Source organism: Leyella stercorea (assembly GCF_021531655.1).
The window spans coordinates 1-20,020 of record NZ_JADYUF010000045.1 but is presented as its reverse complement, the minus strand read 5'-3'; the positions used below and the strand labels follow the sequence as shown (position 1 = coordinate 20,020).

12 protein-coding genes and 1 pseudogene are annotated in these 20,020 nt (G+C 46.1%); all 13 read left to right on the top strand.

The window, feature by feature from the left end:
• Positions 1–239: 239 nt before the first annotated feature.
• The 13 genes and pseudogenes from I6E49_RS11655 (at position 240) to I6E49_RS14480 (ending at position 19,867) form a co-directional block, all read left to right on the top strand.
• On the top strand, positions 240–3,188 hold the full coding sequence (locus I6E49_RS11655; protein WP_235402460.1) for a SusC/RagA family TonB-linked outer membrane protein: 2,949 nt from the start codon (positions 240–242) through the stop codon (positions 3,186–3,188).
• Between the two features lie 18 nt (positions 3,189–3,206).
• The gene (locus tag I6E49_RS11650) at positions 3,207–4,781 is read left to right on the top strand and encodes a RagB/SusD family nutrient uptake outer membrane protein (RefSeq protein WP_235402459.1); all 1,575 of its coding nucleotides are present in this window, start codon (positions 3,207–3,209) and stop codon (positions 4,779–4,781) included.
• A 12-nt stretch (positions 4,782–4,793) separates the two neighbouring features.
• Complete coding sequence (locus tag I6E49_RS11645; RefSeq protein ID WP_235402458.1) at positions 4,794–5,690, top strand: DUF4843 domain-containing protein; 897 nt, start codon at positions 4,794–4,796, stop codon at positions 5,688–5,690.
• 1 nt (position 5,691) lies between these two features.
• The gene (locus tag I6E49_RS11640) at positions 5,692–7,287 is read left to right on the top strand and encodes a PKD-like family lipoprotein (protein WP_235402457.1); all 1,596 of its coding nucleotides are present in this window, start codon (positions 5,692–5,694) and stop codon (positions 7,285–7,287) included.
• Positions 7,288–7,316: 29 nt separating this feature from the next.
• Positions 7,317–8,402 carry a thioredoxin family protein gene (locus I6E49_RS11635; protein WP_235402456.1) on the top strand — a complete coding sequence of 362 codons (1,086 nt, stop codon included), beginning with the start codon at positions 7,317–7,319 and terminating at the stop codon, positions 8,400–8,402.
• An 801-nt stretch (positions 8,403–9,203) separates the two neighbouring features.
• Positions 9,204–9,707: an RNA polymerase sigma factor gene (locus tag I6E49_RS11630; RefSeq protein ID WP_235402455.1), complete on the top strand. Its 504-nt coding sequence runs from the start codon at positions 9,204–9,206 to the stop codon at positions 9,705–9,707.
• An 86-nt stretch (positions 9,708–9,793) separates the two neighbouring features.
• Positions 9,794–10,819 carry a FecR family protein gene (locus I6E49_RS11625; RefSeq protein ID WP_235402453.1) on the top strand — a complete coding sequence of 342 codons (1,026 nt, stop codon included), beginning with the start codon at positions 9,794–9,796 and terminating at the stop codon, positions 10,817–10,819.
• A 127-nt stretch (positions 10,820–10,946) separates the two neighbouring features.
• Positions 10,947–14,357, top strand: a complete 3,411-nt coding sequence (locus I6E49_RS11620; protein WP_235402451.1) for a SusC/RagA family TonB-linked outer membrane protein — start codon at positions 10,947–10,949, stop codon at positions 14,355–14,357.
• 11 nt (positions 14,358–14,368) lie between these two features.
• Positions 14,369–15,817 carry a RagB/SusD family nutrient uptake outer membrane protein gene (locus I6E49_RS11615; RefSeq protein ID WP_235402450.1) on the top strand — a complete coding sequence of 483 codons (1,449 nt, stop codon included), beginning with the start codon at positions 14,369–14,371 and terminating at the stop codon, positions 15,815–15,817.
• Between the two features lie 27 nt (positions 15,818–15,844).
• The gene (locus tag I6E49_RS11610; RefSeq protein ID WP_235402448.1) at positions 15,845–16,663 is read left to right on the top strand and encodes a DUF4465 domain-containing protein; all 819 of its coding nucleotides are present in this window, start codon (positions 15,845–15,847) and stop codon (positions 16,661–16,663) included.
• 21 nt (positions 16,664–16,684) lie between these two features.
• Positions 16,685–18,010: a TlpA family protein disulfide reductase gene (locus tag I6E49_RS11605; RefSeq protein ID WP_235402446.1), complete on the top strand. Its 1,326-nt coding sequence runs from the start codon at positions 16,685–16,687 to the stop codon at positions 18,008–18,010.
• Positions 18,011–18,189: 179 nt separating this feature from the next.
• A pseudogene (locus tag I6E49_RS14755) lies at positions 18,190–19,705 on the top strand (IS1634 family transposase).
• A gap of 30 nt (positions 19,706–19,735) precedes the next feature.
• Positions 19,736–19,867, top strand: coding sequence for a hypothetical protein (locus tag I6E49_RS14480; RefSeq protein ID WP_262911551.1), 132 nt, complete (start codon positions 19,736–19,738; stop codon positions 19,865–19,867).
• Positions 19,868–20,020: the final 153 nt, after the last annotated feature.

The window sequence follows — 20,020 nt, the reverse complement described above, 5'->3', positions numbered from 1 at the left end:
TGCTAAAACAATAGTATTACGTGCTTAAGTTGACATTTTGAAACATAATTACTTAATATGGTTGAACACATGAATACAAACACTTTGGGCGTATCCTGCGGTAGGATTCTTGAATCTGTAGGTATGCGCAATCTTGTTTTGGGATGTGCCATAGCTTCCTTATTCCAAATGGGGGGGTAAATGCGCAAGCCCAAAATGTTAATGGTACGCCTCAATCTGCCACCACAGCTAAGGGGCAGATGTATCGAGGCGTTGTAATAGACGATGAGGACCAGCCGCTACTTGGCGTTAGCGTTAAGGACAAGCACGGCAAGACCTTGACATTGACTGACCAGACTGGTGAATTCCGCGTCATGTTGCCTGCGGGCGAAACCACACTTACGTTCACGTATGTGGGAATGAAGCAGCAGAAGATGCGCATGTCTACCGGCAAGAAGAATGTCATACGTCTTCAGGCCGATGCCAATGCTATCGGCGAGACAGTGATTACGGGTATCTATTCGCGCAAGAAGGAGAGCTTCACCGGTTCGGCAGCATCCTATCGCAAGGAAGAACTCAAGGCTATAGGCAACCAGAACGTGCTGCAGAGTCTTTCAGCACTCGATCCTTCGTTTGTCATCATGGAGAACAATCTCGCAGGTTCTGACCCTAATGCTAAGTTGAACATCAACATCAACGGTACTACAAGTATTAATGGTCTTTCAGATAAGTACGGCAACGATCCGGACCAGCCGCTCTTCATTCTTGATGGTTTCGAGACCACACTCCAGCGCATCTCCGATATGAGTATGGACCGTGTTGAGAGCATCACCATTCTTAAGGATGCTGCGTCTACAGCCATCTACGGTTCGAAGGCAGCCAACGGCGTTGTAGTAGTAGAGACAAAGAAGCCGGAGGCAGGCAAGCTGCGTTTCACTTACAACGGTAGCTACAATGTGAGCTGGGCCGACCTGAGCGATTACAATCTTATGAATGCCAGCGAGAAGTTGCAGTTTGAGAAACTCTCTGGCTATTATGGTAGTCTTGACGAGAACGGTGAGATACTTGATGACCTTAACCGTGCTACATATTATAATAGATACAAGAATGTAGTGGCAGGACTCGATTCCTACTGGATGAGTGAGCCGCTGCGCACAGGATTCTCTCACGACCATAGCTTCAATGCCGAGGGCGGTGATTCTGCCTTCCGTTATGGTCTGACTATGCGCTATCGTGACAATGGTGGTGTGATGAAGAATTCTGACCGCCAGAACATCGATGGCTCTGTAGACCTTTCTTATCGTATCGACAAATTCAACTTCAGCAACCAGACAAATATTTACTATACCAAGACCGACAACAATGTCGTGTCGTTCAGCCAGTTTGCACAGGCCAACCCTTATTATTCTAAGCGTGATGCCGACGGCGAAGTATATAAGGTGCTCGAAAGTTACGAGACCATCAACGGTACACAGTATGTATACAACCCGTTGTGGAACTATCAGCAGAAGAGTTTCAACCGTGGTGACGAACTCCAGTTCAACAACAACTTCAACGTAGAGTATCGTCCTATACCAGCCCTGCGCCTTAATGCACGTTTAGGATTTACCACATCGCGTGGCAAATCTGAAGTGTTCCGCTCGCCTTACGACACCTCGTTTGCAGCAACCGAGGAGGTGAACCGTGGCAACTACACACGCTCCGACAACAACAATACAAGTTGGGACGGCAGCTTGATAGCAAGCTATGGCGGTATGACCGGATGTCACACCTACAACCTCGTAGGCGGTGCACAGCTGTCAGAGCGCAATGCTACAAGTGCATCCAACACTACACGTGGCTATATCAGCGACAAGTTCTGGAATCCGAACTTCTCTAATGGCTATGCCGAGAACAGCCGTCCGTCGTCATCAATTACCAAGACACGCTCAGCCAGCTTCTATTTCAACGGCAATTATGCTTACGACATGCGCTATCTGCTCGACTTCAATGTACGTACAGACGGTGCTTCGGTATATGGTATCAACAATCCGTTCTCAACCACCTACTCGGTAGGTGTGGCATGGAATATCCATAACGAGCACTTCTTCAAGCGCAACAAGTATGTGAGCAACCTCAAGGTGCGTTATACATTCGGTAATCCAGGCAATCAGAACGTTGATGCCAAGCTTGCCAACAATGTTTACAATTACTACACCAGTTATCCCAACCCGTTTGGTCTTGCAGCTATGGTTTCGAAGTGGGGCAACAATGACCTGAAGTGGAAGCGCACGCAGACACACAACTTCGGTTTGAACGCACTTATGTTCAACAATCGCCTGTCGCTCACTCTCGACTACAATATCCGCAAATCCGACCCTGAACTCATCTTGGTAGATCTGCCTACATCTACAGGTGTATCGTCTATACCTATGAACATCGGTGCAACCGACAACCGTAGCTTCACCATAACCGTTGGTCTTGATGTCATCAAGCGCAAGGATTTCATATGGCGTTTGACAGCCAATATGCTGCACACCACAACCAAGTACTACAACATCGGCAACACACTTGAGAAGCTCAATGCTGACGGCCGTGCCTCGCAGTCGCTCATACGCTACTACGACGGAGCCAGCACCACAGCATTATGGGCAGTACGCTCACTTGGTATCGACCCGATGAGCGGTAATGAGATATTCCTCTACAAGGACGGTTCGTATTCGTACAAGTGGGATTCCAATCAGGAAGTGAAGGTTGGCGATACAACACCTGATGCACAGGGCAACTTCGGCACAACAGTACGTTGGAAGGGATTCTCATTGGGCATGAACTTCCAGTATCGCATAGGCGGACAGACAACGCTCAGCACACTGCTGTCAAAGGTAGAGAACATCAGCTACGAAGCTATAAAGTATAATCAGGACCGCCGTGCTTTGCATGACCGTTGGCAGAAGCCGGGCGACCGTGCTAAGTTCAAGCGCATCAACGACACCTCGACAACCAACATGTCAACCCGCTTCATCGCTACAGAGAACACGCTACAGTGTACCAGCATCTCGCTTGGCTATGAGGACACCACATCGCAGTGGCTCAAGATTGTAGGTCTGTCATCGTTCTACTGCCGCTTGTACACCAACAACATATTCCGTCTCTCTACCATCAAGGAAGAGCGCGGTCTTGACTATCCGTTCTCAAGAAGCGTTTCGGCTTCCATCGGACTTCGTTTCTAATCTCTAATTCAGACAACTATGAAAATTTTTAAGATAGTAAAATTCGGTCTTTTGTCGCTTGCCATATGCGCTACAACAACATCGTGCAACGACTGGTTGCAAGTAGACACCGAAGACTCAATCATGGAAGGATTGCTGTTTGAAAACGATGAGGGCTACATGTCGGCACTCAACGGCGTCTATTCGAAGATGAATGAGCTATACGGCTCTACACTCTCCATGGGTATGCTTGATGTCATGGCACAATATTATAATGTTGAGGCCAACACCAACCATTCATTCTACAATTCAGCCGCATTCAAGTACGACCAGGCAGGCTTCAAGAGTACGTCCAATTCGGTATGGACATCGCTCTATCTGTTCATTGCCAACATCAACACTTTGCTCAGCCACTGTGACGACTCCGATTCCAAGCTCTCCAAGCTCTATCGTCCGTATGTCAAGGGCGAGGCGTTGGCTTTGCGTGCTTTCTTCCATTTCGACCTGCTGCGTCTCTATGGTCCGATATATTCGGCAGAAACTGAGAATACCATTGTAATGCCTTACCAGGAGACAACGTCGAAAGAGATACAGCCGTTGCTTTCTGCCAAGGACGTGGCAGCGAAGATTATGCGCGACCTAAACGAAGCAGAGGAGTTGCTTAAGGACGACCGTATACGCAAGGATGGTGTGATGAACGGCGACTCTGACGATCCTAACGACAAGACAGCATTCCGCTATCGCAACTTCCGCTTCAACTACTATGCTGTTAAGGCACTTAAGGCTCGCCTCTATCTGTGGCTTGGCGACAAGGAGAATGCTTACAACGAGGCTACCTCTATCATAAAGCTCAATAAGGAGGAGGGCGTATTCCCATGGATAAAGAAGAACGCTGTGACCAGTACAAGCAATCCTGATCTTGTATTCTCGTCAGAAGTGATATTCTCGCTCTACAATCAGAGCCGCAAGACCCTATACGACGGAATGTTCAGTTCGAAGGGTGAGGTCAACAACATGCTTGTATTCAAGGGCTCGTCGATGGAAGACGGCAACCTCTTCTCTAAGCTTACTTACTTCTATGACGACTTCGGTGACCTTCGTCGCAACAACCAGTGGTCGGTAGAGACCATCAAGGTGAAGAGTGACAAGGAAGGCGAGGAAGACAAGAAGGAAGACATTCTGTGCTTCAATAAGTATAAGGATGTGCAGGCTTCGTCATTCCGCTATATGGTACCGCTCATACGTCTCAGCGAGGTATACCTCATTGCAGCCGAATGTGCCAAGACCAATGAGGAAGCATTGGGATACATCAATGATATCCGTACGGCACGCAACTGTGTCAAGCTCGAACTCAAGGACGGACAGGGCGATGACGCTGTCCAGGACTATATCTATCGCGAGTTTATGCGTGAGGAGATAGGTGAGGGCCAGATGTTCTTCTTCTACAAGCGCAAGGCTATGAAGCAGATGATGTCGGGCACAGAGTTCGGACAGGAAGGTTCTTACTGGAATCCTGAGGACAAGCCGCTTGAGGGTCAGTACAAGATGGATGTTAACAAATACGTATGGCCATTGCCTGAGGTTGAGGCCAACAAACGCTTAGTTTCTAAATAAGGAGGACAAACAATGAAGAAGAAGATATATTCAATACTTATGCTTGCCATGGCTCTCTTCTCTCTCACCGGTTGCGAAAAGGAGCTGATGGACTACGAGGGCAAGGACTGTCTGTATTTCGATGTGCGTCGTGGTGCATCGTGGATAGATCCCGACCTTTGGGCACACTGGAACTATTCGGAGGTGACATTCGGCAATATTCTTTCCAATGATACCACCATTGCCGTCAAGATTTCGGCAACAGGAACTGCAAAGGATTTCGACCGTGTCTTCCAGGTGATAGTAACCAAGGACAGTACCGACCTTCAGGAGGGTGTAGAGTATGAGCCGCTGAAGCCTGAGTATACCATCAAGGCTGGCGAGACAAGTACATTCGTTGATGTTACGTTCCATCGCACCGAGCGCTTGAGCAACGATACACTCAAGTTCCAGCTCCAGATTATCCCTAACGAATATTTCCACACTATGTTCGAGAATTATCTGGACTATCCCGGACCTTACGATGCTTCACAGCCTAAGGTAGAGTTCAACTACAATCCTAACGCACGCTTCCACAACATGTTTGTCGACGACGTTCTTATCCAGCCCGAAGGATGGATGGGTTCTGATGCCGGTTATGGACTGTTCGGTAAGTTCTCCGATGTCAAGTACAAGTATATGATGGAGATTTCGGGCACAACAATCTTCGACTATACACGCGAGAAGATGCCATCGGCACGTGCAACAGCCATCGGTCAGCAGGTAGCTGAAGAACTGGTGCGTCGCGCCCGTGCCAAGGACCCCGTCATCGACAAGGACGGCACTATGATGTGGGTGATGGCTGTGCAGAGTGGCAAGTATGGCAAGGATGCATGGACACCATTCACCAAACCAGAAGATTATCTAAAGACACATGAAAATGACAAATAATATGAAAAAGAAATATTGTTTACTATACATGCTTGGTTTGCTGGCTTTCACGTCGTGTGTCGACGATGAGGGCAACAACAACATGAGCGATGTTAACGAGGCCAAGATAGAAGGCATTGAAGACAGCTACTATAAGGTGGCTGACGTAGAGAACCTTGAGATACCTGTCAAGGTGACCGGTACACTCTCGGGCGACGACCAGAACAGCTTCGACTATATGTGGTATCTGTGTGCTAAGGACATTGGTGGTACGCAGCACTCTCACACGGTTATAAGCAACGAGAAAGACCTGTCTTATCCTCTCACGAATATCCGTCCTGGCACTTATAGCATCTACTTCCGTGCCACCGACAAGGCCACCAAGCTCATCTACGAGAAGAACTGCCTGCTTAAGGTAATCAGCCCTTACGTACGTGGATTCTATCTGTATGGCGATAAGGAGGATGGCACTGTAGGCATCGACTTTGTCAGCATGCTTGAGGAGCGCGACACCACCGTCATAGCCGACATGTTTGAAAACACCCGTGGCATCAAGCATGCCAAGAATCTATTCTTTACGGGATGTACAGGAATGGGAGCTGATAAGGCTGATTTAGAGTATCTGTATGCTGTAACAGACGATAACTCTTATCCGCTCACTCATTCTTCATCAGAGTCGAAGATTGGGTTTGCCGATGTCAACTTCAACAATATGGCATGGCCTACTATCAGCACCATTAAGAAGCCGTTGAAGGTGCTTGACATGTGGCCACACGCCTATGGCTCTGGCAATATGATGCGCTCGCGTACATCGCGCTATGTCATTACTGACCAAGCTATGTTCTTCGGTGCGAACACTATGGGCGAGAGCTATGGCAACCCTGCCAACTGCTATGTGCAGGGCGATGACAAACTTGTAGATATTGCGCCTTACGGATTCTATCCCAACAACTCGAGCTATACAAGTACGGTGTACTTATTCGACCGCACCAACCACAAGTTTGTAAAACTTGCCTCCACCTACAGCGCCAATACCAATTTGGCATCAATCACCGATACTAAGGAGGGTGCCTTCTGGCTTGACCAGACCGAGTATACCCCCGTGCGCGACCTCGTATACGGCGAGAACGGCAAGGGTAACAACGGAGCCTCGTATGCACTGATGAACGATGCCGACGGCAAGTACTATGTATACATATTCCGTGCCGCCAGTGCCTATCAATTCGTGAAGATGACATCCAAGAACATCGACCTCAGCGTAGCCACCGACTTCACCAAGGCAAGCCACTATGCCTTCTACTCTAATCAGTACGTGATACTCTACTCGGTAGGTAAAGACCTCTGGGCTTACAACTACAACTCGAATAAGGCACAGAAGCTCAAGACCTTCGATGGCGAGATTACCTACATGGCGTTCGATGTCCACTCCGACGACAATCCCGACGACATCATCGTAGCCACATGGTCGGACGCAGAGAAGGGCATCGTATACAAATACGAAATGGAGGACAGCCCCAACGAACTTAAGATTAACGAGAAGGAGTATGCCACAAAGAACTATCCTTGGAAGACCAACCTGAAGGTGGTGAAGGTGGAATATCGCAACTGCTCTGACTAAACCATACAAACAAGAATCTATAACAGAATATGAAAACAGCAAAACTAATGGCAAGCCTGCTCATCGGGCTTTGCACATTGCCTGCCGCAGCACAGACCGACTTCCGCCACATATCGTTCGACGAAGCGCTGCAGGCAGCCAAGAAAGAGAAGAAACACGTATTCATCGACTTCTATACCGACTGGTGCGGACCATGCAAGCGAATGTCGCGCGAGGTGTTCCCACAGAAGAGTGTGGGCGACTTTATGAATGCACGTTTCGTGTGCTTGAAACTCAACGCCGAGAAGGAAGGCGTTGAGTTGGCAAAGAAATATGGAGTAAAGGCTTATCCTACATATTATGTGATAGACGCCCAGGGCAAGCAGCTCATGACTGCAAGCGGCTCGATGCCTCCAGACGATTTCATAGCCAAGATAGAGTCGGGGCTCAATCCCGACCATTCGCCTGAGCGTATGAAGCAGTTGTATGCCGAGGGCAAGCGCACCCCCGACCTCATCAACAACTATGCGCTCTATCTTATGGAGCAGCGTAAGGAGGCAGAGGGCTTCAAGGTGATTGACGACTACTTCAACAGCCTCTCCGACAAGAAGCGACTCAGCGCCGACAACGCCTTCCTCTTCACACGCTACACTCTCAATCTAGACAACGACCGTGCCCGCTTCATGGTGGCAAATCACGACCGCTTCGACAAGAAGGTGCAGGAGGCTATATACACACGCATACAGAATCTGTATCACAACGCTCTCACTACCTACTTCTCGGGCTATCAGATGCGCGAGAAGAAGTACGTGGAGGCCGACTATCAGAAGCTTAAGAGCGAGATGCTTGCCATGCATCTCGACCAGAAGTATGAGTATGTGCCGATGTTCCGCCTCATAGAGAGTCGCGTAGCTGATGACGACAATACCTTCCTCAACAACTGCGACCGCGAGTATGACAATCTGAATCCTCGCGACCGCACGTTGCTCATACTTAATCTCACACGCCTCATTGAGCCTAAAGACCAGGCTATGAAGCAGAAGCTCTCTACCTTCATCCGCTCGCGTCTTGCCAAGATGGACGGCAATACCATCTCGCTTTCCGGACGACTGCTCGACAGTATTGAGAAAGAGTAAGGGATTTTCTTTAGTTGAGAGTTGAGAATTGAAAATTGAGAGTTATGATTACATTTAAAGCTTTTAGTTTTCTGTTAAAGCATAAACAACAAGCATATCATAACTCTCAACTCTCAATTCTCAACTCTTATTTTTCAACCTGCTTGACACAATATTTGCATTTTTAACCGCTCAAAACTGCTTGCTGAACGCACAACGAAATCTTTGGCTCGAAATTCGTGAGTTTTGAGTGCTTTCGGTTATTTTATTTATAATCAGTGAGTTATGTGCTTCTTTGTCGAAACCAAAGAAATTTCATCACGTAAAATACCTCCCTTTATTTTAAAATGTAGTCCTTTTGCACTCCAACTGTACTCCATTTGCATTGCAACTGTACTCCATTTGCATTGCAACTGTACTCCATTTGCATTGCAACTGTACTCCATTTGCAATACAAAGAAGCCTTAAATGGAGAATAGGGTGGTGTAGGATGCAGCAAAAAACATAAGAAACGACCTCTCAAATCTCTAGAATCGATTTTTCGTTTGTAACACTTTTTTACTGCTTATACTATATTTGTCACCAGTATCCTTTTGTTTAAAGTCACGAATTTTAATGAATTATCCATGAATGTTCGTTCCAAAGAAATTCGTGAATGATTCGTGGCATTCATGACTCCTCTTTCTTTTTGTAATACTCCATATGGAAATAATTATGTGTAATATTTGGAGATAATCAAAGAAATGTATACCTTTGACGGCTCCAAACCGTCCGATTCCTCCGCCTTTTAAGAGCATAATGGAATGTATGAAGAAAAGATAGATGAATAAAACTGGTTTTGAAGCTTTCTTTAAGGAGAAGTACTCCCAGGCATATTTTCTTGCTTTGCGCATCTTGCACGATGACGAAGCAAGCAAGGATGTCGTAGCCGATGCTTTCGAACTGGTTTGGCGAAGAACACAGCAGGAGAAGATTGAAAATATTTCGGCTTATTTGATGATGTCGGTCAGGAATGTCTGTCTGGACTACATACGCAAGCAGAATGTGAGGAGTCATTATGTGCAGGCAAGTGTTCAGGCTACCGAACAAACGATACATAATCCCGACTATTGGGACGTGCGCGAGGATAAGATACAGGCAATTATGGGAAGTCTCGACGAGCTGACTCCGCGAACACGGCAGATATTGAAGCTTTGTTATGTCGAACGCAAGAAATATCGTGAAGTGGCTGTGGAATTGCAAATCAGCGAGAGCGCTGTCAAGAAGCACATTATGCAAGCCCTTAGCTATATGAGGCAGAAGTTTCGAACGCACAAGTTTTACTAAACTTAACTTATTCTAACTTATTATTAACCCAATAGAGGTGTCGTATTTCGGATGTAGTACGTTTTATAAATACTAAATATGAACTAATGAAAGATAAACAAGACGATATACTGAAAATATTAGATGCTCTTGACGATACACAACGTGTGGATGAGCATCTGAAAACTCTTCTTGATAGCGAGGAGGGTAGGGAAGCCTTGCGCGATATTCTGGACCTCGATGAGGCTGTCAACCGAAAGATGGGCAAGGCTCCTGATGCAGATAAGGCATGGAAGCAATTCTGTCGGCAGCCTAAGAAGATAAGGCTTGTACCTTTCTTACGCTATGCAGCTGCTTGTGCAGCAATAGTAGTTGTAGCATTAGTGCTTATGTACGACAATCGTTCGTCATACAATCAGCCGGTAGCCCAAACCAATGAGTCGGTAGAGATACACAAAGTTGAGAGTCCGTCGCTGTTGGACAAGATAAAGAATATATCATTGCTCCCTGCGCGTACCATAACTGTTGTGGCTAAAGAGCAGAAAGATGTGACTCTGCCCGATGGAACTACAGTATGTATGAATGCCAATAGCATATTGAAGTATAAGGAAAACTTCGGCACAGCCAATCGCAATATTCAATTCTATGGCGAGGGATATTTTAAAGTACGCCGTAATGCCTCTCTACCTTTTATAATAAAGACCAAGACTGTTCAGACCAAAGTGTTGGGAACAGAGTTCAATCTGCGTTGTTATGATACGGAGGATGTACACGTCACTCTTGTGAAAGGTTCTGTCGAAGTGGCAATGGACAGCGAGAAGGTAAGGATTGCTCCCAATCAGGATGCTTACTTGGCTGAAGGCTCTGTAAAAGTGCAAGAAGTCAATCCAAAGGATTTCACCAGTTGGAGGGAAGGCATATTGTATTTTGACAATGCCTCATTGCGCACCATATTGCAGCAACTTGGCAAGGTGTATAATGTCAACGTTGTATGTCGTGACAAACAGCTTCTCGACAAGCACTATCATTTTATGTGTAGCATGAACGACAGCTTGGACGAAGCCTTGCATTTGCTCAATCTTACCTCTGATATTAACGTAAAACTGCATAACAATGCGATTGTGATAGAATAATTGAAAGATTTTTGCAAAAAAATCTTTCAATTAGGTACCCTATTTATTCTTTAGCACGTCATAGTGGCATATTGTGAAAACAATAAGTGAGTATTATCCATTTATTAATTATACAAAATCTGCTACTATGAGAGAAAAGAAGATTCTATTTTCGGCATGCTTAGCATTGATGTTGTCTGGCTACAACGGCAATAATGCTGTTGCACAGACTAATAGTGTGAAGTATGAGCAAGTGATTAAGTCAAAACCTCTGACCAAGGTTTTGAAAGAGTTGGAAGTGAGGTTTAATACAAAGATTGTTTTCTCATACGATGATCTTGCTTCTTACAAGGTGAACGCTAAGGTTAAGGCTAACACCGTTAACGAAGCCTTACATCAGGTTCTTGTCGGACTTCCTATCAGTTATACTATAAGCAATGGAATAATTTCCGTAAAGATTTCCACATCCCCCAATTCTGGAAAAGTAAGAATTTCAGGTAAGGTGTTTGATGCTCAAGGTGAGCCTGTTCCTGCTGCAACTGTAGCATTGCAGGGTAAGAAAGGTGTAGGAACCGTTACAGACAACAATGGTAACTTTTCTATAAATCTTGATAAGGGAAATGGCGAGACATTGTTGTTCTCTTATCTTGGAATGAACACTACTACTTATTATGTAAACTGTCGCAAGGATGTTAATAATGTTTCTATCATCTTGGATGATGACAAGAAGTTGATTGACGAAGTGGTTGTTATAGGTTATGGCACTGCCAAGGCTAAGGACTTGACTGGTTCGGTGGCACGTCTTTCGGAAAAGGACGTGGAGAATGCTCCAATGACATCCAATATTGCCAGTATGATTCAAGGTAAGGCAGCTGGCGTTAACGTTATGATTTCCAATGCTTCTCCTACTTCACCTATTTCTTTGGTTATTCGTGGACAGTCTTCTCTTTCTGGTGATGGACAACCTTTGTGGGTGATTGACGGTGTGCCTCAGTATTCTACCAGTATTTCTGGCGACGTAAGCAATACATTGTACAATCTTGACCTTAATGACGTACAGAGTATCGACATCTTGAAAGATGCTTCTGCTACAGCTATTTATGGTTCTCGTGCCGCTAACGGTGTTGTTATCGTAACCACTAAGACAGGTGCCGAAGGTATGAAGCCTACCATTGAGTTTAATGCTCGTTATGGTTGGCAGTCGCTGAATTCAAACAATCTGAAGACTCTCAATTCAGAAGAGTATAGGGCTTTCTCGCAGAAGGCCAACTTGTTGGAGGCTTATAGATATGGAGGTTTGACATATTTCAACAGGAAATATATGGACCTTGACAAGTTCAAGCAGATCAACACCAGCCAGTGGGACATAAGCGACATTGCAGACATATGGTTGCCCAATGCTTATTATGACGGACATGACAACTATTGGGACATGATGACTCAGAATGCTGCTGTTCAGAACTATAACGTCTCTATACGTGGTGGTTCGCCCAAGACTTCTTACTATGCTTCTATCAGCTATAAGGACCAAGATGGTATTGTCAAGGGTAGTAACTCACGCAACTTTGGTGGACGCTTCAACTTTGAGTCAATGGCTTCTGACAAGCTGAAGTTTGGTATGAACATGGATGCCTCTTCACGTACAGCCAACAACAAGGACAATATGATTTCTACATTGATAAATATGCGTCCTGACTATCCAGCATATAATGAAGACGGCAGCATCAATACAATTGACTATTATACAAAGAATCCGCTTATAGAATGGATGGACTTGAATCACAGCACTTCAAGAAACATCAATGCTTCGGCATTTCTTGAGTACAATATCTTCAAGTTCTTGAAGTTCCGTACAACATTGAATGCTCAGTATGGCAATGTCAAGTCGGAGTCGTTCTCACGTCGTTCGTACGATGGTGCCAACAACTCAGGCTCACAGCGTGATGCGCAAAACTATACTATGGTATGGGACAACTTGCTGACATTCTACAAGACTATGCGCAAGCACGACGTGCAGGCCATGTTGGGACATTCGGTAGAGCATGTCTCTAGCGACTATATGTCGGCAGGTGGCACCGACTATCCTGATGATGATATCCTGACCAACCTCGGCAGTGCTGCCAACCGAACCAGTATGAACAGCAACAAGACTGCCTGTTCGTTGGTGTCTGTATTTGCCCGTGCTCAGTACAAATATGACAACCGATACCTGCTTACCGGTACATTCCGCGCCGACGGATCTTCACGTTTTGGTAAAGACAACCGTTGGGGATACTTCCCGTCTGTAGCAGCTGGTTGGATTATGACAGAAGAAGAATTTATGAAGCCGTTGAAGAATGTAGTCAGCTATCTGAAGCTCAGAGCATCGTATGGCTTGACGGGTTCGCAGAACTTGGGCTATTATGACTTTGCCAGCTACATCGGCTCGAATATGTACAACAATCAGCCAGGCACTTACCCCTCTTCATTGGGCAACAACACCCTGCAGTGGGAGTCGCAGACACAGACCGATATAGGTATCGACTATGGATTCCTCGACGACCGTATCCGCGGATCGTTCGGATGGTATCGCAAGTATGTTGACAATTTGATTACCAACCGCCCCGTGCCATTGTCGTCAGGCTTCTCTTCAGCTGACCAGAATATCGGAGCCATAAGTAATACCGGTGTCGAGTTTGACATTACAGCCGACATCATCAAGGCACGCAATCTGACATGGCAGATCAACTTCAATGCTGCTCACAACCGAGGCATTCTGGAGAAGCTTAACGGTGTTGACAAATATCTTGGTGGTACAGCATATGCCAATTACAAGATAGAAGAAGGTGGCAAACTGGGTCGTTTCTACGGATATGTAGATGCTGGCCGTTTGTTTGAGAATGCTGAGGAGGTTTGGGCTGTCAAGCCTATCAACGTAGCCACCGGCAAGCCAGCCAACTATCGTGTCACTTCGTTCACCGAAGACGCAGGTGACGTTTATGTAGTTGACCTTGACGGCGATGGCAAGATTACAGCCGACGGTGACCGCACCTATATCGGCGATGCCATTCCCGATGTGTTTGGAGGCTTCGGTACAACATTGTATTGGAAAGGCTTGATGTGCAATCTCACCTTTACATATTCTATCGGTGGCAAGCGCTATTGGGCAAAGGAGGCTAATACCTTTGGTGGAACCAACGTATATAATGCCTTGAACATCGTGAGGGATAGCTATACAATGATAGGCGACAATACTGCCACCTACCCAGTGGTGACCCACTATGGTATGGGGCAGAACAGCGTATTCACCAATCGTTGGTTGCATGATGCCTCTTACATGCGTCTGAGTGCTCTGAACCTTTCGTACAAGTTCCCAACGGGATGGTTCCGCAGCTCAGTAATCAAGGGCATAGAACTCACCTTTCAGGCTACCAACCTCTTCACCATCACCAAGTATCCAGGTATGGACCCACAGGGCAACTTCAGCGCATCGGCAGGCTTGTATGGATTTGGTACAGACAACAGCACCTATCCTTCAGCCAAGACATATAACGTAGGTTTGAAAGTAACTATTAAATAATGAACACGACTATGAAGACAAAAATATTTGGTATGTTATTATTGGCTGGAGCACTAAGTCTCACAGCCTGTGATGAATTCCTTACCGAGACCCCGAAGCATTCGCTCACTACCGACAATTCGGTGCTGAATTATTCAGGAGCAAAGAATGCCGTAAACGGTATATACGGTGTTTATGAAAAATATGGTAGCAACTTAGGAGGTTCGCTTTATTCCAATCTGCACTGCATGGCTGGTTTTTGGACGTACAACAACGAGATGTTCAATATGGGATACAAGCAGAGTTCGTCGTCGGTAGAAGGATATTGGACTCAGTTGTACAAAATCATTAATGCATGTAATGCAGCCGTTAACGGTATCAACAAACTGAGCGACGGTGCATTCCCTTCCTTGGCTGAAAAGAATGCATTGTTGGGCGAGGCACGATGCTTCCGTGGATATTGCAACCTTGAGCTTCTGTGGCTCTTCGGCCGCTGGTTTGACAAGGCCGACTCACCCTACGGCATACTCTATCGCGACCAGACATCCGAATTGAGTAACCTGATGGTGGGACGTATCAGCGTAGGCGAAAGCTACCGTCTCATACTTGAAGATTTGGAGTTTGCCGAACAGAATGCTCCTGTCTATAAAAGCGCTCTGCGCATGAGTCGTCAGTTTGCAAAAGCTATGCATGCCAAGTTGCTCATGGTGCGCAATTGGGATGGCGATTACGCCAAGGCATTGACATTGGTAAACGATTTGCTCGCCGAAAACTCAGGATGGCAGATGGAAACCGATTTGACAAAGCTCTACGAGACAGGATGGAACTCTAAGGAGAACTGCTTCTCGCACTATCTGGGCGATAACAAGGATTCTTATTTTGGAATGGCAGGATCGGAGTTTACATATGCCTACGCACTGTTCTACAACAATGAGTTTACAGAAACCGTTCAGGAGTGGCTTGACAACGACGTGCGCCATGACGTGACATTCGGAACTGCACGATCCCCCGAGACATGGGACACAAGCACCAGAGAGAACGTGCTGACCAAGCTCTACCATCGCGGCCGTAACGATGGCAAGAACGATATGTATGCCACATACCCCATGCGCTATGCCGAACTTTATCTGATGAAGGCAGAGTTGCTGGCACGTACCAATCCGTCTGACATAGCGGGAGCTTTGGCACCGCTCAATGAGATGAGAGCCAAATACACCAATCCGGTTATGGAGCCTATCACAGGTATCACCAATCATCAGGAGTTGATGGACGCAATATTCAAGGAATACGTAGTGTCGCTGTTTATGGAGAACGAAACCCCATGGTTTGCCTCGCTGCGTTTTGAGCACGACGGAAAACCATGGATATATACACTTAAACCTGAGGTAAACTTCAGCACCGACCAGTATTGCTGGCCAATCCCCGACAGCGAGATTCATGCCCACTCGAATGTAATAGAGCAGAATCCTGGACTTAAATAAAAACAAACAATAAACAACGAAACGAAAATGAAAAAGACAATATTCAGTTTGCTTGTCCTCTTTGCAGGAATGATGGCATCATGCAGCGACGACATGGATCTCGTAATACCACATGCCACCAACATAACATTCTCTGAGCTGCAGATACCTGCACGATTCTCGCACGTCATACCCGACAACGGATTTGCTGTAGCCGGAATGAAGTTCAATACTGTGAAATCAGGCAATCAGCTCAAGGGCGGATTCTGCTATAGTAATCGCTCCATGCGCTCGTTCACATGGGCTGGCGACGAGACATCGCTCGACTCTGTGCGCTATAGCGTATGGACCACCCGCCCCAACAACACCGGAGTATACCTCGTGTGTCATGTCAACGACGACGATGCATTCTTCACACTCGACAAGCCCAAGAAGATAGACTATATCCTCGTGGCTAACACTACATGGAGCTATCTGGCCATGGCATGCGGCGACTCGTACGGTACTGAAGAAAAGCCAGCGCCCAACCCCAATGTTCCCAGCACCCCTAAAGGCATATGGTATACATACGTGGAGGGTGGAGTAAGAAAATTTACTGATGGCGATTACTGTACACTCACAGCCAAGGGTTATCTCGCAGGCAAGGAAACCGGCAGCGTAAGCATCGATCTTGCTTGCAAGAAGGGCCACAATGCCGAACATCCAGCATGGGACTACTATGTGACCGATTGGAACAAGATGCAGCTCTCGGCGCTGGGCACCGTAGACAAGGTTGCATTCTATCTTGACTCTTCCGACAAGGACGACAACGGCAGAATGCGTACTCCGTCTTGGTTCTGTCTTGACGGATTACAGTTTGCACAATAAATCAATTAACAAATAATTAACATGAAAAAAAAGAGAATTTTGGGCGCAGCATTGGCTTTGTTTACAGCAATGTCAATGAGTGCCGCAACTTACACTTTCAAGATTGCCAAGCCGGTAGAAGACATGAAGTTGCAAATCCATTGGTGCACTTCGGGCGAGAAATCTGAGCTTGAAGTACAGAATGGTGTTGCTACGTTAAGCAAGAACGACTTTGCAGCTCAGTACGTCAGAGTATATTACGGCCGTGCCTTTGCCATGAACCTGTATCTCGAACCCGATAAGGACTTGACAGTAGATTGCAATGCTGAGGCTCGTGAGTTTAATTGTACAGGAGCTGCGGCTACTATCAACAACTATCTTATAAAGTCGCCCTTTGCTGTCCTTGACTTTAATGCAGCAGCCAAGGAAGAGGCCGACTTCATCAAGAGTAGTGATAGCGTGTACAATGCCAACCTCGCATTGATGAAGAAAGCAAATCTGCCAGCCTACTTCGCAAAGAAGGAGGAGCAGCGACTGCTGTTCAAGTCGTATGCTATGTTCCCAATGTACATGTCGTACCACCCTTATCTGAAGAAGATGGACTCGTACACCCCGACTGCGCTATATACCAACAAGCTGAAGCAGCTGACAGTCATCGACGGCAACTGTCTTGAGTTTGCCGAGTATGGCGACTTCATTATGAATGCCATACTGTGTCAGGCTTTCCAGGGTGGCGACCGCAACAAGGAGTTTATGGCGTATATGGATGCCAACGTCAATGACGCCAAGGTTAAGTCGTACATTACCAATGCTTATGCCTATGATGTTGTGTCAAGCTCAGGGCTTGACGGCAAAGACGAACTTATAGCCTACTTTCATAAGAATGTCAGCGATCCGAAACTAGTAGACAAGTTTGATAAGGTTTGCAAGCAGTGGGAAGGCTTGAAGGCTGGTTGCATCTCACCTTCGTTCACAGCTACTGACATCAACGGCAAGCAGGTTTCGCTCTCGTCGCTCAAGGGCAAGTATGTATATATCGACGTTTGGGCAACATGGTGCGGTCCGTGCCGTGGCGAGCTGCCTTATATGACCAAGCTTGAGGAGCAGTATGCAGGCAAGGACATCCACTTTGTTGGTCTCTCATGCGACAGTAACAAGTCAGCTTGGGAGAAGCGCATACAGAAGGGTGATATGAAGGGCATTCAGTTGCATCTTGGTACAAAGAGCGACTTCATGCAGAAGTATCTCATCAATGGCATCCCCCGCTTCATCCTTCTCGACTGTGAGGGCAAGATCATCAAGGCAGATGCTCCACGTCCGTCAGAGCCTAACATTACAAAGCTCTTTGATGAACTGCTGAAGAAGTAAAAGAGTAAAAAGGTAAAAGAGTAAAAAGTAAAAAAGTCAATTATATGGTTTTCTGTCCATATAATTAACTTTTTCCTGACTTCGTCACTCAAAAAACACTTATTTTATAACTGATTGATAAACAATATTTTATATCTTTGCGTCACCTAATATTGGGTGACGCAAAAGGTTTTTTAACTATGTTTATCAGAAAGAAAAGACATCGTTCTGGCAATATCGGAGTTATTGTTGTTGAGAAAATCGGTGGCAAGATGAAAGAACTTGCCACAATTGGTGTTGCATATAATGAAGATGAGGTCGAATATCTTGTCAATGAAGTAAAAGAATGGATTTCAAAAGAAGAATCCCGGCGTCATCCCCAACTCGATTTGTATGGTGAGGAACGAGAGGCTTGTGACCGTGAACGAGAAGAAGTCCGCCGTGTTCTGTCCAACGTCAGCAATATCCTTCTCAACGGATGCGACTTGATATTGGACCGCACGTTTGACAGGATTGGTTTCAACCGTATTGACGATGAAGTGTTCCGCAAGCTAGTGAAAGCCCGTTTGGCATATCCAACGAGCAAGGCTGCTACGGTAGAATATCTGAAAAACCACTTTGACGAAGATGTGGATCTCTCAAAAATCTACCGCTATCTTGACAAGCTTAGCGACCATCAGCACGAAATCGTACAGGACATCAGCGTGCGCCATACTGCAAAACTGTTCGGTGGCAATATCGGTGTGTTATTCTATGATGTCACCACACTTTACTTTGAAGCGGATTATGAGGACGACTTGCGCAAGACAGGCTTCTCAAAGGAGGGACGTCACAGTAATCCTCAGATCATACTCGGCCTGCTTGTTAGCCTTGGCGGCTATCCGCTTGTCTATTGCATCCGACGATAAACGAGTTTGTAAGCAAATACGGATTGGAAAACTTCGTTGTGGTGGCCGACTCTGGTCTGATGAACAATGCAAATATAGCGGAACTTGAGGCTCATGGCTACAAGTATATAATAGGTGCGAAGATAAAGAATGAAAGTCAGGAAGTCAAGAACTGGATATTGGAACAGCCAAAGCGCGACTGCCAGATGGTTGAATATGACAAAGGAGGTGGACGTCGGCTCTTGGTCGGCTATACAGATGACCGTGCAAAGAAAGATGCCTATAACCGGGAGAAGGGAATAGGTTGGAAAAGGCTTACAAGCATGGCGCGCTTACGAAAGGCAACATCAACAAGAGAGGTTACAATAAGTTCTTATCCATGGATGGTGAGGTGAAAGTCGCCATCAATTATGACCGTATTGCCGATGACTCCAAATGGGATGGTCTAAAGGGATATCTCACCAATACGGATATACCAATACAGGATGTATACACAGCATATCACAACCTTTGGCACGTAGAACGGGCTTTCCGTATAGCCAAATCAAAGATAGAGATACGTCCTATGTTTCATTTTACACGCAAACGCATCGAGGCTCATATATGCATCTGCTTTGTGGCTTTGAAAGTATACAAGGAACTGGAGCGCATGCTGAAAGTCTCAGAGATTAAAATGAGCGTAGACAAGGTGCTTGCATTGGCTAAGACCATCACAACCATACAAATTAAGCTACCTCTGAACAAGGATGTATACACTCAGACAATGTTGATGGCAAGGCATCAGAAAATCGCCAAACTCTTTGATGAATATTTTTGGGTGACGCAATGACGAAGTCAGGAGATACGCAACAATTCGCTGATGAGCTACCGTCTGCACTTCATTGCATCGCGCAAGGCAAGCATCAAGGAGTTTGTCGACAATCTCAACGAGTTCAATTATCTGCACGTAGTACACAAGGACAACAAGCTGATAATTGACAGAAAGAAATAAAACTTTTTTAATCCTATATGAGAGGAGTTCTTTTGGAGATATTCAAAAGGACTCCTTTTTTGTTTGACTAGCATGTGTGATGTCTAATGGGTGCAAGTCCCTAACGAGCCCTAGTAGTGGGAATCGTCCAGCCAGAGAGACAAGGGTGTCCGT